This is a genomic window from Psychrobacillus syltrankelensis (assembly GCF_055454035.1).
Window position 1 is genome coordinate 1,545,367 of the sequence record NZ_CM144227.1, and the last position, 14,757, is coordinate 1,560,123.

Annotated in this window: 17 protein-coding genes; 1 reads left to right on the plus strand and 16 read right to left on the minus strand. The window is 32.8% G+C overall.

What is annotated here, in order from left to right:
* Positions 1-19 precede the first annotated feature (19 nt).
* Positions 20-400: a flagellar protein FlaG gene (locus ACTSKG_RS07685; protein ID WP_464757551.1), complete on the minus strand. Its 381-nt coding sequence runs from the start codon at positions 398-400 to the stop codon at positions 20-22.
* A gap of 133 nt (positions 401-533) precedes the next feature.
* On the opposite strand from ACTSKG_RS07685, the gene ACTSKG_RS07690 reads away from it, so the two are divergent.
* Positions 534-1,352 (plus strand): flagellin N-terminal helical domain-containing protein, encoded by an 819-nt coding sequence (locus ACTSKG_RS07690; protein WP_464757552.1) that lies wholly within the window; start codon positions 534-536, stop codon positions 1,350-1,352.
* Positions 1,353-1,402: 50 nt separating this feature from the next.
* Here the strand turns inward: ACTSKG_RS07690 and ACTSKG_RS07695 are convergent, their stop codons facing one another.
* The 15 genes from ACTSKG_RS07695 to flgL all read right to left on the minus strand — a co-directional run bounded on the left by ACTSKG_RS07695 (position 1,403) and on the right by flgL (position 14,744).
* Entirely contained in the window at positions 1,403-2,491 is a 1,089-nt protein-coding gene (locus ACTSKG_RS07695; protein WP_464757553.1) for a DUF2920 family protein, read from the minus strand.
* Between the two features lie 23 nt (positions 2,492-2,514).
* Positions 2,515-3,567 (minus strand): pseudaminic acid synthase, encoded by a 1,053-nt coding sequence (gene pseI, locus ACTSKG_RS07700; RefSeq protein ID WP_464757554.1) that lies wholly within the window; start codon positions 3,565-3,567, stop codon positions 2,515-2,517.
* Positions 3,560-4,147 carry a formyltransferase family protein gene (locus ACTSKG_RS07705; RefSeq protein ID WP_464757555.1) on the minus strand — a complete coding sequence of 196 codons (588 nt, stop codon included), beginning with the start codon at positions 4,145-4,147 and terminating at the stop codon, positions 3,560-3,562. Before ACTSKG_RS07705 ends, pseI begins: the two co-directional genes overlap by 8 nt.
* Complete coding sequence (pseG, locus tag ACTSKG_RS07710) at positions 4,144-5,223, minus strand: UDP-2,4-diacetamido-2,4,6-trideoxy-beta-L-altropyranose hydrolase (protein ID WP_464757556.1); 1,080 nt, start codon at positions 5,221-5,223, stop codon at positions 4,144-4,146. Before pseG ends, ACTSKG_RS07705 begins: the two co-directional genes overlap by 4 nt.
* Before the next feature lie 10 nt (positions 5,224-5,233).
* On the minus strand, positions 5,234-5,965 hold the full coding sequence (locus tag ACTSKG_RS07715; protein ID WP_464757557.1) for a cytidylyltransferase domain-containing protein: 732 nt from the start codon (positions 5,963-5,965) through the stop codon (positions 5,234-5,236).
* The gene (gene pseC / locus ACTSKG_RS07720) at positions 5,962-7,119 is read right to left on the minus strand and encodes a UDP-4-amino-4,6-dideoxy-N-acetyl-beta-L-altrosamine transaminase (RefSeq protein WP_464757558.1); all 1,158 of its coding nucleotides are present in this window, start codon (positions 7,117-7,119) and stop codon (positions 5,962-5,964) included. The genes ACTSKG_RS07715 and pseC overlap by 4 nt, the downstream gene beginning before the upstream one ends.
* 36 nt (positions 7,120-7,155) lie before the next feature.
* Positions 7,156-8,133 carry a UDP-N-acetylglucosamine 4,6-dehydratase (inverting) gene (pseB, locus tag ACTSKG_RS07725; protein WP_464757559.1) on the minus strand — a complete coding sequence of 326 codons (978 nt, stop codon included), beginning with the start codon at positions 8,131-8,133 and terminating at the stop codon, positions 7,156-7,158.
* Positions 8,134-8,146: 13 nt separating this feature from the next.
* Complete coding sequence (locus ACTSKG_RS07730) at positions 8,147-9,433, minus strand: motility associated factor glycosyltransferase family protein (protein ID WP_464757560.1); 1,287 nt, start codon at positions 9,431-9,433, stop codon at positions 8,147-8,149.
* The gene (locus ACTSKG_RS07735) at positions 9,406-9,750 is read right to left on the minus strand and encodes a DUF8042 domain-containing protein (RefSeq protein ID WP_464757561.1); all 345 of its coding nucleotides are present in this window, start codon (positions 9,748-9,750) and stop codon (positions 9,406-9,408) included. The genes ACTSKG_RS07730 and ACTSKG_RS07735 overlap by 28 nt, the downstream gene beginning before the upstream one ends.
* Positions 9,743-11,449 carry a motility associated factor glycosyltransferase family protein gene (locus ACTSKG_RS07740; protein ID WP_464757562.1) on the minus strand — a complete coding sequence of 569 codons (1,707 nt, stop codon included), beginning with the start codon at positions 11,447-11,449 and terminating at the stop codon, positions 9,743-9,745. Before ACTSKG_RS07740 ends, ACTSKG_RS07735 begins: the two co-directional genes overlap by 8 nt.
* Before the next feature lie 94 nt (positions 11,450-11,543).
* On the minus strand, positions 11,544-12,356 hold the full coding sequence (locus tag ACTSKG_RS07745) for a flagellin N-terminal helical domain-containing protein (protein WP_464757563.1): 813 nt from the start codon (positions 12,354-12,356) through the stop codon (positions 11,544-11,546).
* A 135-nt stretch (positions 12,357-12,491) separates the two neighbouring features.
* Positions 12,492-12,716, minus strand: coding sequence for a carbon storage regulator CsrA (gene csrA / locus ACTSKG_RS07750; RefSeq protein ID WP_464757564.1), 225 nt, complete (start codon positions 12,714-12,716; stop codon positions 12,492-12,494).
* The gene (gene fliW, locus ACTSKG_RS07755) at positions 12,716-13,150 is read right to left on the minus strand and encodes a flagellar assembly protein FliW (protein WP_464757565.1); all 435 of its coding nucleotides are present in this window, start codon (positions 13,148-13,150) and stop codon (positions 12,716-12,718) included. The genes csrA and fliW overlap by 1 nt, the downstream gene beginning before the upstream one ends.
* 12 nt (positions 13,151-13,162) lie before the next feature.
* Positions 13,163-13,717 carry a DUF6470 family protein gene (locus tag ACTSKG_RS07760; RefSeq protein ID WP_464757566.1) on the minus strand — a complete coding sequence of 185 codons (555 nt, stop codon included), beginning with the start codon at positions 13,715-13,717 and terminating at the stop codon, positions 13,163-13,165.
* Positions 13,718-13,769: 52 nt separating this feature from the next.
* Positions 13,770-14,744: a flagellar hook-associated protein FlgL gene (gene flgL, locus ACTSKG_RS07765; RefSeq protein ID WP_464757567.1), complete on the minus strand. Its 975-nt coding sequence runs from the start codon at positions 14,742-14,744 to the stop codon at positions 13,770-13,772.
* Positions 14,745-14,757 lie beyond the last annotated feature (13 nt).

Sequence of the window (14,757 nt, forward strand, 5' to 3'; positions counted from 1 at the left end):
TTATAATAACCTCCTAATTTTATATCTTTTCGTCAATAATCATTCCTAAAAACTTTTGCATTGTGTAATATGCATCTAGGAGCTTTCGAGGTGGCACTTCTCTAATAACCTCATCAGTTTCTGCATCCACAACCTCAACATAATAGCGTTCTAATCCATCATGCATAACAAATTTTGAATTACGATTCTGCACTGTCATAAATTCATTTAATGCCTCAACAGCTTTTTGTACTTTTTCTTTTGGAATTCCTTCTTTTTCATTTGCTTTTTGTTCTGCTTGCATGATTTGTTTCAGGGAATTTTCCGCTTCATTTACTTTTGTTACTTCCACTATACCCTCTTGCTTGGGTTGTGTAGCAACAGCGACATCATTTGTCCGTGCCTGTGCAGATATACGCATACTAGGCTCTCCTCCTATGCTAACTATGTTCTTATAAACATTATCGTCATTTTTTTATTAATTTTCAGTTGTTAGCAAAATTTCCATCTAAACTGACGATAATAATAGTGTAATAAAAAAAATTCACATGGAGGTGAATGAATTGAAAATACAAAACCAGGCATGGATTGCCTTTTCTACCAATCGTTATCAGAAAAATGATAATGCAATTACCAGAACACTGGAGAAACTTTCAGGTGGTGACAAATTGACTCGTGCTGCAGATAATGCTTCAGGTTTGTCCATCTCGGAAACAATGCGCGGACAAATTCGTGGACTTGCAAGAGCTCAGCTTAATATGCAGGATGGTCTTTCAGTACTTGAAACTACGGATGCAGGACTTCAATTAGTAAGCGGTGTGCTTCAGCGTATCCGAGAGCTTGCTGTTCAAAATGCAACAGACACAATGACAGATGAGGACCGTGATGCTTCTCAGAAGGAATTAGATCAACTATTGCAATCAATTGACGACACTGCTGATAAAATGGAGTTCAACACACAAAGTATCCTTGGTAATGTCCGACCATTGTACATACATGTTGGCGCCAACACAGGGCAGACCCTTCGTATCGATACAGTAAACGTGAGTACAGCTTCTCTAGGAATAGCAATTGCTAAGCTTTCTACACGTGAGGAAGCAAAGAATTTAATAACTAAAGTGGATAAGGCACAATCCATTATTTCTACCAACTTAGCAAATACTGGTGCAGACTATGAGGCACTAACTCATCATAAGGATAACGTGTCTAATATCGAAGTTAGTCTTCAAAAATCAGAGTCTCTTATTCGAGACCCAGATATGGCCATTGAAATGATGGAATATGTTAAACAAGGGATACGTCAAAAAGGCGATGAGTTGCTGATTAAGCATACTAATCAGAATGCTAGTGATGTACTAAGTTTGTTTAGATAAAAAAACAGACTAGGAAACCGTTTTAAGGTTCCTAGTCTAGTTTTGTATATCTACAATAACTTTCTATTGAATATAGGCAGCCCAAATGAATAGTCCACTTGAATCATTGTTTTTGATAATGTAATTTCATATTTAGTTAACAGTTCTAAGTCATTGTGATGGGCTCCTAATTCTTCTACTCCATATTCAAACATTTTCAAAAAATCTGCATCTAATCCATGTTTATTGGAATTAAATATGTGTCCATCTACCTTTTTTTCATCAATTAAAATAAACTCTGCCCCTGGAATATTTTTTATCAGTTCTTCTTTTTCCAAATGATTTATTAAATGATCATCATTGCCTTGGAATGAAAAAATTTTTGCTACGTTATTAAAGCCATTATACAAAGTGAATAAATTAAGTGATTTTTTATCTTCTATGTATTCTTTAGCTGTGTAATCAAATTCAATTTGTAATGTCATTTGTCCATAGCCCTGAAATAAGTAGCGATTAGCAGTTAAATAAACTGGTTCAATCCAAGCAGAGTTATCTATAATATGGGAAAAAAGATGAGGGGCTAATCGATTGCTTAAATGAATTAAATAAGCCCCATGAGAATGACCATATCCTATTATTTTGTTTTCATTAAATTTCAAATTATTATCTTTTAAAATAATTCGTATTGCTTCAATTGACGTAATAATATCAATTGCTTGCATATAGCCCATATCATTAAAATAATTACTTGTTTCTTCTAAATTTGCAACTACTGGGAGAGTAATTTTTTTACTGGAAAATATATCTAATAGATTAGAAAAATCCTTTTTTATTCTACTTCTATCCTCAGGAGGGAGAGCAGTCAGAAACTCATTTGAATCACCTTTTAGATTAAAGGAAGAAGTACTTTGCATAAAGTCACTGCCAAAATACTCACATTGTACTGTAACTAGATTATGTTTCTCGGCAAATGTTTCTCTCATTTTCTTATACACATTTGAATCAATATTACCCCCAAAACCCGGAACTAATATTGCAATGCCAGTATTCTCATTTGTCCCTTTCTCAGGAAGCGAAAAGTCAATTCTCAACTCTCTATTTGAAAAGCCAGTATACACATTATGATGTGCAGGGATTTTGATGCTTTGATTTTCAGCCAATTACTCATCTCCTACTATGTACACTACAATAACTCATCTATCTTTATTGGTGTTCCCGCTTTGTAATCTTTCCTAGCTATTTTGTTTATAAGTTTTTCATAATATTTAGGTTCTAGTCCATACCCTGGACGAACAATTCTTATATTTTCTTTTGTAAATTTTTCTCCAATATTAATATCCTTTGATACATAAATAGAACGTCTGAATTTTAAAGATGCTTTTTCTAATTCGGTAGGACCATAAGTAACTTTGCCCATTGCCTGCCATGAACGCTCTGTTTCTATAACTAATTCCTTCATCTCACAAGGTTCCATTGAAAAAGCAGAGTCTACACCACCATCGGCCCTTGAAAGCGTAAAATGTTTTTCAATCACAGTAGCACCTAATGCTACACTTGCTACTGCAACACCAATTCCCAGGGTATGATCTGATAATCCAACCTGCACATCGAATAATTCACTCATATGAGGAATGGTTGAAATATTTGTATTTTCAGGTGTAGCTGGATATGTACTAGTACATTTCAATAAGATTAAATCTTTGCAGCCAGCCTCTCTCGCCGTTCTTACTAATTCATCTAACTCCGCTACGGTAGCCATACCAGTAGAAACAATCATTGGTTTACCAGTAGATGCAACCTTTTTTATAAGTGGTAAATCAGTGTTTTCAAAAGATGCAATTTTATAGAGAGGTACATCCAATTCTTCCAAGAAGTCAACTGCTGTATCGTCAAAGGGTGTACTAAAGGCTATCATTCCTAGTTCACGTGCACGATCAAAAATTGGTTTATGCCATTCCCACGGTGTATAGGCTTGTTGATAGAGTTTATACAATGAATTCCCTTTCCACAAACTCTTTTCATCATTAATTAAAAAATCTGGATTTTCATTATTAAGTGTAATTGTATCAGCCGTATAGGTTTGAATTTTTAATGCTTGAACTCCAGATTTAGCGGCAGCATCCACTATGTCTAACGCCCGTTCTAGTGATTGATTATGGTTTCCAGACATTTCAGCTATAATGAAAGGTTTATGATTAGAGCCAATCCTTAAATTTGGTAATATAATTTCATTCATTTATTTCCCCTCGCTTTGCAATTTTAGTTAAATAACTTACTGGTGTATTCCATCCCTCTGTTAATAAGTGTGAATAGACGTCTTTATCCTTTGTTCTATGATAACTTCCTTTACCTACTTGAATAAACTGATTGTTTTTTCCGCTTCTAATAAGTGGCCATATTTCAAAAAATAATCTTTCAATTTCAACTATTAACTTTTGATAAGTAGATGCAAGGGTTTCGTTTTCTCCAAAAGTAATTTTTATTTGTGAAATAATATTTCCTGTATCCAAACCTTCATCTATGTAATGGATCGATACTCCTTTTGGAGTATCTTCAAGAAAACTCCAAAAATTTGGATCTGCACCCTTGTTCCAAGGTAAATATGAAATATGTAGATTAACTATTCTATTCTTGTAATAATTAACCATACTTATTGGAATAATGTATCTGTATCCATAGCTGATGATATAATCATAATTTTCACCTATAGTTTGTTCTGAATTAATCTCTTCTTCACTGTGCACAACTTTATCGCCAAATAATGTAAGAAAATTTTGGATATTTTCTCTGTACGGACCTAATAATAGTATCTTCATAAGCACATCTCCATTATTTCTAGTAAAACAGGATTTTTTTTAATTTTGTATTGATCCATTACTTGTGAGCAACTTGTTGACATATTTCTTAATTGTATAGGTTCTCGAAGGATATTAGAAATTGAATTTTTAATTTCCCATACCCCTACTTTTGTACTTGATCCTAGATTTAAACTTACTCCACGTTTTGATATCGATTCGGTCAATTCACATTGATTTTCTGCAACAGTTATTGTTACTGCAGGAAGCTTCAAAAAGCAGCGTTCCCATGTTGTTGTTCCCCCTGCTCCAATCGCTAGATCTGCTTTTTGCATCAATTCTGCTATGTTATTAACTTGGTAATGAAAAGTTACGTTTATCATTTCATTGCAAATCTTTTTAATTTCATTGCATTTCGGATTTGCTCCTCCAACAACAACATTTATTTTAATTTCCTGATTATTTAATTTCTTCAATGCCTCTAACACTTTAATCGTTTCTCCTGTTGGATCAGCACCTCCAAAAAATACGAAGATATTCTCTATTTTTCCCTTTCTTTCCCTAGGGTTATTTAGCGTTTGTAAAAACTCTTCTCTTAGTAGAACATAATTTGGTCCCAATAGTTGTACACAACTTTTAGGAACTAAGTTTTGATATCGTATTTCTAAGTTCAGATAATAGTTTTGATCCAGCAACATGTCACAATCATGCTTCCTATTAGCAAGGTCATCAATTACCATTATTTTTTTTACTAATGGACGCAATTGCTGTTCCCATTCAAAATCAACAGAATAATGGTCAACGACTAACAGATCTACTAATCTATATTCATTTTGAATAAACTTAATAGTCTCTTTAGCATCTTTTTGCCAATTTTCCCTAGTCCAATCCCAATCAGAAGTAGCGTTAATTTCCGAAAGTGTAAATACTTCAAACCCTTGCTGAGTAATATATTCAATCATGTTACCTTCTAAATTTCTACAAACAAATTTTACAAGTACATTTTTCTTTTGTAATTGTATTGCTAGTGTTAGACATCTCATTACATGACCAGAGCCAATTTGGATTGAAGCATCCGTTCGTATAAATACTTGCATATTTACCACCTTATAATTTCTTTTGTTCAATATGAATATTTAATTGAATCCATTGTGGGTTCTTATCAAGAAGGTAGATTACATCGTTCATATAAAAAATGTGATTTTCTTTGTATAATTTTTTCAAGATAAGTTCAATTAATTGGAAATCCTCTATTGTGTCAACAGTCCACCTATGTTTACCAAGATCCGAATTATTTGAGATAAACCCTATATTAAAATTTTTTGGATTCGAATACATGTATGCTGTAACATGCTCTCTATCCTTCTCTAATTTTGATTCTATAAAAGCCTTCTTCAAAGCTTTTTTTGAAAAAACTTCCGTGTCCAATCCTCTGGGATATGTTCTTTCTATTGTATTTGATACATAGTCATAATCTGTTTTGTTGTCGATATAATATTTAATTGTTTCATCGATAATAGAAGGATCTATAATAGGACAATCTGAAGTTAATCTAACTATAATGTCTCCTCCAAATTGTTCCGAGGCTTCATAATAACGAGCAAGTACATCCTCTTCAGAACCTCTATAGTAATCAACGTTATACTGTTCACAAAACTTAACTATTAGATCATCATTTTTATTAGTTGTAGTGGCTATAACAATCTTATCAATAAAATTAGATTTTCTCACTCTTTCTAGTTGATACGCTAATAAAGGTTTACCATTCACTTCTTTTAGTATTTTACCTGGTAATCTAGTTGAGCCCATTCGAGCCTGAATAATTGCTAAAATTCTCATATTTTTACTTTTCCAATTACTAATTTAACGGCTTCAATGACATCCTCAATGTCCTGATCCTGCATTAAGGGAAACAAAGGTAATGAAATAATTTCTTCATATAATTTCTCAGCTTCTGGAAGAGAACCTTTTTCATAACCCAGTTGTTGATAGAAAGGTAGAGTATGTACAGGGATGTAATGAACATTTACACCTATATTTAGTTTTTGTAGTTCTTCAAATACTTCCTTCCGAGAAGCATTCAATTGTTCCAAGTTTAATTTAAGCACATACAAATGCCAACTTGAATCTGTATCTGGCAACTGATATGGAATTTGTATTTCTGACATTCCAGTAAATACCTCATTATAGGCTGCAACTATCTGTTTTCGTCTGCTAACAAAACTATCTAATTTGTCTACTTGACTAGCTCCAAGTGCTGCTTGAATATCAGTCATCCGATAGTTATAGCCTAAAAACTGCATTTCGTAATACCAAGGACCATGATTTTCGTGCAATAATTTGGGGTCTCTCGTAATCCCATGAGAACGAAATTGTATAAGTTTATCATAATATTCTCTATTATTCGTTGTGATAATGCCCCCTTCACCTGTTGTAATATGTTTCACAGGGTGAAAGCTAAACATTGTCATATCACTAATTGATCCAACTTTTTTTCCTTTATATATACTCCCTAGAGCATGTGCAGCATCTTCAATAACAACCAAATTATATTTGTTAGCGAGCTTTTGAATCTCTTCTAATTGCACTGGTTGACCTGTAAAATGTACTGGTATTATAGCTTTTGTTTTAGGAGTTATCTTCTTTTCGATATCAGTAGGATTTATATTATATGTTTTTGGATTAATGTCAGCAAAAACAACCTTTCCACCTTGATAGAGGACACAATTCGCACTTGCAGCAAATGTGATAGGAGTTGTGATAACCTCATCTCCACTACTTATTCCTGCTGCAAAACAGGCGCCATGTAAAGCGGCTGTTCCATTAGAAAAAGAAACTGCATATGATGAACCAACATAAGCAGCCACTTTTTTTTCAAACATTTCTATAGCAGGTCCTGTAGTTAAATTGTCACTTTTAAGCACCTCTACCACTGCATTAATGTCGTCATCATTAATGAATTGCTTACCATAAGGTAAATAAGTATCTCTCATTTTAATATCTCCTTATAGAAAAAATGCAGTCAATGACTACATCTCTTCCACCAATTCTTTTAATTGTTTAATAGATAACCAGTTATCATTAATATCACTTGCATATTTGAAGCCTTCTGGAAGGGGTTTACCTCCCTCTGCAAATTCTTTAGACCACCAAGAAAATTCTGGTTGAATGATAAAGTAATCATCAAATTCAACAGTATGACGAGCGTCATCTTCAGTAATCATAGCTTCGTGTAATTTTTCTCCTGCACGAATTCCTACTACTTTAGTTTCACATTCAGGTGCTATTGCAGTTGCTAAATCTGTAACTTTCATACTTGGAATTTTAGGAATGAAAATCTCTCCACCATGCATACGCTCTAAATTATCTAAAACAAACTGAACTCCTTGATCAAGAGTAATCCAAAATCGTGTCATACGCTCATCAGTGATTGGCAATGTACCTGTCTCTTTAATCTTTTTAAAGAATGGTACTACACTGCCCCGACTACCAACGACATTTCCGTATCTAACAACAGAAAAACGAGTTTTCTTTTCCCCTACATAAGAATTTCCAGCCACAAACAATTTATCCGATGCTAATTTAGTTGCACCATATAGATTCACAGGGCTACATGCTTTATCTGTACTAAGAGCTATGACTTTTTCTACCCCACGGTCTATTGCAGCTTCTATAATATTTTGAGCTCCATGAATATTTGTTTTTACCGCTTCGAATGGATTGTATTCACATGCTTCCACATGCTTCATCGCGGCAGCATGAATGACAATGTCTACCCCATCGAATGCACGGTAAAGTCTATCTTTATCCCTTACATCACCTATAAAGAACCTAATTCTATTGTCTTTAAATTCTTGTGCCATTTCATATTGTTTTAACTCATCACGACTGAAAACAATGACTTTTTTTATATCTGTTTCTAGTACTTTACGTATAATTTTTTTTCCGAAGGATCCAGTTCCACCCGTTACTAGTATCGTTTTTTGAGATAATGTTTTATTTTGCATTGACTTCACCTTTTTAGTTTTTCAACTTATTTTCTAATATTTTTTTAAACTGACATTCTGAAAGAGAATGAAGATACTCTAGAAAAATATCCTTTTTAATCATAGGAACATTATCTATTTTAGCTCCATCATCTGCAGTGTTTAAAATTATCATTTTTGTTTTTCTTGCTTTTCTTTCTATCCAACGATGATAGGTACTCAAATTAGGGGTTGTATTAATAATCTCCCCTCTGTTAGAAATAACTTTTCTAAAGTTGAAACTTTCTGCTACTTCAATCCCAGATGTAGATGCTTTAGAATGTGTTCTATTACCCTTAAACCCTAAATCTTGACCAAATAAAAAGAGTTTTTCAAAACCTAAATATTCAATAAGAGAGATTGCTGTAGTCGCAACAGATCCACCTGTCTCCATAAGTGGGCTTTCGTTTTTTAATACATATTGTTCAGCCAAAAAATAGCCCTGTTGAAATAGCATTATTCTTGGACCATCATGTATCTTCGACATTTCATGATTAGCCGTAGATAAATAAAACAAAGTCCCTTTATAATGACTATCTTCTATTTGACTCACAACATTTATAGATGGATCTGTGATAATAATTGCATCAGGAATAATACCATTCATTAATAATACTTTTAATGAAGAACCTACGCTTAGAATGAACATTTTGTCTTTTGCTTTTTCAAGCCATTTTACGGTCTCATTTAAAGATGGTCCACCTGAGATCAAACAAGCCCATTTATTTTCAAAAATATTTTCTAATTCATTAACATAAAAATTTCTATTTTGAATATTACTCAAAAAGTTACTTTTTAAAAGTGGAGCTGTAGTATTATAACTCATTTGTCTTATCTTTATATCCTCTAGCATTGTAAAATACGGATGATTTCTAGAAATTGCTTTTAACCAGACATTTGGTAATATCACTTGATAATCTAGATATTCTTGGATTTTATCTCCTGCTTTAATAAGCTGGACAGTTTTCTTATTTAGAATTTGTTTGTTTCGTGAATGCTTTTTAAAAACATTTAATTCTTCTGAATCTAACAGTAACAATAATATATTTTTATTGGAAGCTAAATCTAGTAATCTTTCTAAATGATATCCCAAACCTAACCCAATCAATAAATACCCTTTTGCATCACTGTCTACATCATGGTCAATAAACTTTTCTGCATCTTTAGAAGGATTGTATTTACTATAAATATATTTGCCATTAAATAGTAAAGTTTTTTCACCATTTCTAGCAACTTCAATCTTAAATCCCATGTTCAGTTTGTTAATTCTATTGCTGAACATCCCTCAAAAAAAGGGTTTATTTCGTATTCAAACATATCAGCAACAAGAACATAATCTTGAATTTCTAATCCATTATTTATTTCATTTAAAAACTCATGAATCTTTTTTGCATTCAATTCACTTTGTAGATTATTTTTTAAAAATAGTTCATTTACAGTTGTTAACCAGATAACTCCTTCGCTAAATTTACTAATTAAATGCATCGCATTTTTTATTTGGTCCGCTCTGAGTAGATCAGCAATTTCATGGCATCCTGTAGGAATCTTACTTAAATAATTGTTATAACTTTCTACTGTTTCAATTAATATTTCACTCATTGTTATCATCCTTTACATACTCATTAATTTTCTCAATAAGATTTACTGTGTACTCTTTTGATATTTTTGCAGCATCAAGTAATCTTGAATATAGCTCTTTGTTTTGATTGTATATTCGTTCAAAAGTTTCTTTGGTCGTTTCTCTTTCTTTAACTTGATAGCTCTTAAGAATATCAAGCGTAATAGGCTGAATAATTGTAGACATAGATACCTTCTGAAATAACTTCTCTATCTCACTATCTACATTTTCTAATTTCCTTAGAATATTATTTGAAAAAAATGTTTTACTTTTGCTACCAGACAGAGCACTCAAACCTTTAATTAAATAAGAAATAATTTTATTATAATGTATGATTTCTTCTTCTATTTTCCCTTTAAAATTTTTATAATCTACATACTTATCAGCCTTAAATATTTCTTTTGTTATTCTCGAGATAGCATACTTTTTACAGAATATATCAAATGAATCATGTATATATCCTTCTATTTTGACACCGCCTTCCGTACAATTGTAAATAGAATTCTCATGCTTTACAATATTGATTAGTCTTTCAAAAGTATCTTTCATTGACAAAAAGGCATAATCGGTAAGAACATCTTCATTATTGTAACCTTTCGTGTAAAACATTCCTCTTTCTTCTTTGTATTTCTCATCAATTTCTTTGTAATTTCTATTATTCTCTGAGTGTGTTTTATTATACGTGTAAGCTAAGTCTTGCCCTATCAACGCTATTGGACCAGTTGAAATATAACTTGCAATTGAGAATGCATAGTTTGCCACTGAACCACCACCACGTATAATTGGCACGTCCTTATCTAAAGTATAATCAATAATATTCTTAGAATTTACAAACTCATTGGATAGGAAAAAGAAACAATTAGAATGAAATTTACTTCTAATTTTATGATGATTTGTCAAACTGTATATTAAATGTGATTTGTCTAAATTTAAATCTTGAAAATGCTCAAAGTTCTTATCTCCACCATCAATTGAAATAACAAAATCAGGTTCTATCCCATAAGAAAGCAGTGTGTTTATAGTTGAACCGGCTGCAATTAATATTAGGTTATCAATATTTTTTCTTAATAACGGAATTTGTTTTGATAAAGACGGTCCACCTGACGCTATAACAACTGGACAGTTAAATTTTTTTTCTAAAACATTAATTGAACAATCCAATTTAGCAGAGAGTAAATTATTTATATAGTTACTTTGCCAAGTCTTGGCAAAATACCGCATAGTATTTTCATTTACAATATTAAGGTTTAGCTGATTCTTAACTAACTTTAACAATTCTTTGTATTCGTTTGGGAATAGCTTGTCATAATTAGGTGAACATATTATAGTAACGTTTCTATTATAATTATCCAGTTTTGCTCCTAAATAACTACCGAAATTTTCATTAGTAAGCTGTTTTATTAAAATCCCATTATTTCTTATTTCATAATCTGTTAGTTCATCTATAAGAGGATCTACTATTAAAAGTGTACTATCCTCATCCATTTTCTCCATAAGTGCTTCTGAAATATAACCAAGTCCATTACCGAACAGTATATGTATATGATTTTTTTTAAATTGTTGTTCTGCAACTTGTTTTGCTTCCTTTTCAGGATTATATTTACTATGTAAAAAAAATCCATTCACTATTAAAGTATATCCATCCGTTTTTGTACTTACTTTTTCTATTTCAAATTTCACAAGTCCCACCTCTCTATATATATCGGTAAGAATGTTTAAATCTCAATAAAAAAACCGAATTCCATCGAGGAATTCGGTTTTTTTTTATTGAAAATTATTGTAATAATTGAAGTACACCTTGTGGTTGTTGGTTAGCTTGAGCAAGCATAGATTGAGCAGCTTGAGTCAAGATATTATTTTTAGTGAAATTCATCATTTCTTTTGCCATATCAACATCGCGGATACGTGATTCAGCAGCTGATAAGTTTTCTGATGAAGTTCCTAGATTGTTAATAGTATGTTCTAAACGATTTTGGTTAGCACCAAGTTTTGCACGTTCAGAAGAAACTTTGTCAATAGCTGATTGAATTGTTGTGATTGCTCCATCTGCAGAAGTTTGAGAAGAGATTGAAAGACCACTTACACCTAATGCTGAAGCTTTCATACTACCGATAGCCAAAGTAATTTCTTGTGTTGCGTTAGCTCCAATATGGAATTTTAGACCAGTTGCAGAACCATTGATTAATTTTTTTGTATTGAATTCTGTATCATTTGCAATACGGTTAATTTCAGTAGTTAATTCAGCAACTTCTTTTTGTAATTCTCCACGGTCAGAAGTAGTATTTGTATCATTTGAAGATTGTACCGCTAATTCACGCATACGTTGAAGAATTGAGTGTGTTTCGTTAAGAGCACCCTCAGCAGTTTGGATTAAAGAAATTGAATCTTGAGCGTTTTTAGAAGCCATATCTAAACCGCGGATTTGTCCACGCATTTTTTCAGAAATTGCAAGACCAGCAGCGTCGTCTCCAGCGCGATTGATTTTGTAACCTGAAGATAATTTTTCTAGGTTTTTAGCAGATTCACTTTGGTTAGATGTTAAGTTTCTGTGTGTGTTTAAAGCTGAAATATTGTGTTGAATTCTCATTGTGAGATTCCTCCTTGAATTTTGGTTTATTTAGTTCCACGTCCATGTGGAATTTGTTTGGCAGTATAAGGTCGGCCGCCCCATTTTTGCCTTACATAAATAGTATCGTACTAATCTGTAAATGTTTAATAGTTTTTAAATATTTTTTTTCGAAAGTTGTTCAATTAATGATTTAGAAACATTTAATGCTTCTTTATTTTGTTGTTGAATACTTTCGTATACTTCAGATCGATAGACTTTTACGTTTTTCGGAGCAATAATTCCTAGTTTTACTTGATCCCCGTCAACACTTAAGATTTTTAGTTCAATTTGATCGCCAATTATGATGGATTCGTCTTTTTTTCTTGAGAGTACGAGCATTAAACGTTGCTCCCTTCGATAGGGAATCTTAATGGATATGTGTTTGCGTCTTGTAAGACAAGTTGTTTCGCAATCTTTTGTTTGTGGTTAATGACAACAGGTGCTTGCAAGTTTAAAGTTGAACTATTAAAAGGTTCTTTTAAAGTTACTATTGAGTATGCGATTAAATCCTCTGACGTTTTAATTTGAAGTTCTTCTTTGTCTTCCTCCGCTAAATCAAATGCATAGTCTTGTTTAAATATAAATGGCAGAGCAATTACGAAGCCTATTTCTTGTTGTTTTATTGATTGTAATATAGCAAATGCTGAGTCTTTTTCTAATGGTAGTATGACAAATTCTTTTATTTGTTCGAATCCTGGAAGTCCATTTGGAAATTGAATGATTTCTTTTTCTTCTATTGTAACTACTCCTAGAAATTTTGTTTCTATGTTCATAATTTGCTCCTTTTAGACAATTACGTCTATTTCTATCGATGGGTTTTGTAACATATAACCTGACACTTTACCTGGTGTGTATTCGTGAATTGGTTTATTCACTTCAGCGCTAATTTTCGTTTTTTGGGTTTGGACATTTATATCCAACTTTGCAGGAGTATAGTCTAGTTTAACGGATCCTACAGAAGGGATAAAATCAATTCCTAGTTTCGCTGGCACAGGGAATGAATTTTTCTTCGCAATCGCAGGAATTGCATTCTTATTATGCGCAATGTCCATCATTTGTCTTCCTTCACTTGCACGTCTTGCCATTCCTTGCATTACTTTTTGACGTCCTGCTTGTGCATATTTTGCGGAAGATTCTAAAGGACCAATTAAGCCAACATCCCGTCTTGCTTGAGATGAATCGATTCTCATAAATCCTTGCTTAGTTTCAATGTCAATAATTGCAGCAGGTTGTTCTATATGTTGAGTTGCTTTTGGTTGACGGATTAACTGTTTAGCGTCATCAATGTTCAGACCCAATTTAGCATCGGTTGTTCGAATTTGTATTTGTGGAAAATCCATTTAATCTCACCTCTAAAGAAAGCGCTTGAACAAATTGTCCAAACGCTTTTTATTATCTAATAAAGTCTACTAATGTTGATTGGATTATTTTGGCACCTACCGAAAGTGCTGCTTGATGAATAGATTCTTGAGTTATCATGTCTGTTATAACACGCTCATAATCAATATCCTCATTGTCAGATAATTGCTTCGTTACGACTACCTCTTGTGTTGCAAGTCGATTAATCATCATTTCTACTCGATTTTGTCGAGCCCCAATATCTGCACGGTTCTCGAGAACAATGTTTTGTGCATCACTTAGTGTACCAAGGTGATTTCCGATCGTTGTACCATTGGTACCTGCAGGATCAGATAAATCTTTTTGAATATTTGTGAGTAAATCATCGATTTGAGCAAACATTCGGATTGCATCAGTGTTTACATTTAAATTTACTCCATCGTACACTTCGATTTCTACAGAGTTTACATAACCTGCTATACTAATCCCATTTAAAGTTGGAGGAATTGCCGTCAAATCTAATTCATTATTAGAAAGACCTCCTTCTGTAAAACTTTGTCCGAGAAAGGTAACATTACCAGCAGTGTCTTTACCAAAAACCGGACTCAAAGTATTCGTTCCACTAAACAAATATTTTTCGCCAACTTTGGTGTTTGCTAAATCGCGAATTTGTAATTTAATTTGATCTATTTCTTTTTTCATTTTCTCACGATCTTCATCCGTATTCGTATCGTTCGCTGCATTTGTGACCAATTCTTGTACACGGCGAAGAGCTATCCCTACATGATCAAGTGTATCATCCGAAGTGTCTAACCAATTTTCCACTTCTCCCATATTTCGTTTGTATTGTTCAACTTTATTTAAATTCGTTCGATATCCTATTCCTTTTACGGCGACAACTGGGTCATCTGAAGGACGAGATATTTTCGAACCTGAGTTTATTTGGTTTTGTAGCTTTCCCATTTTGGAGTAGCTATTTGATAGGTTACGTAGCATATTGCTGGAAAGCATCGATTGTGTTACACGCATTTATTTATCCCCT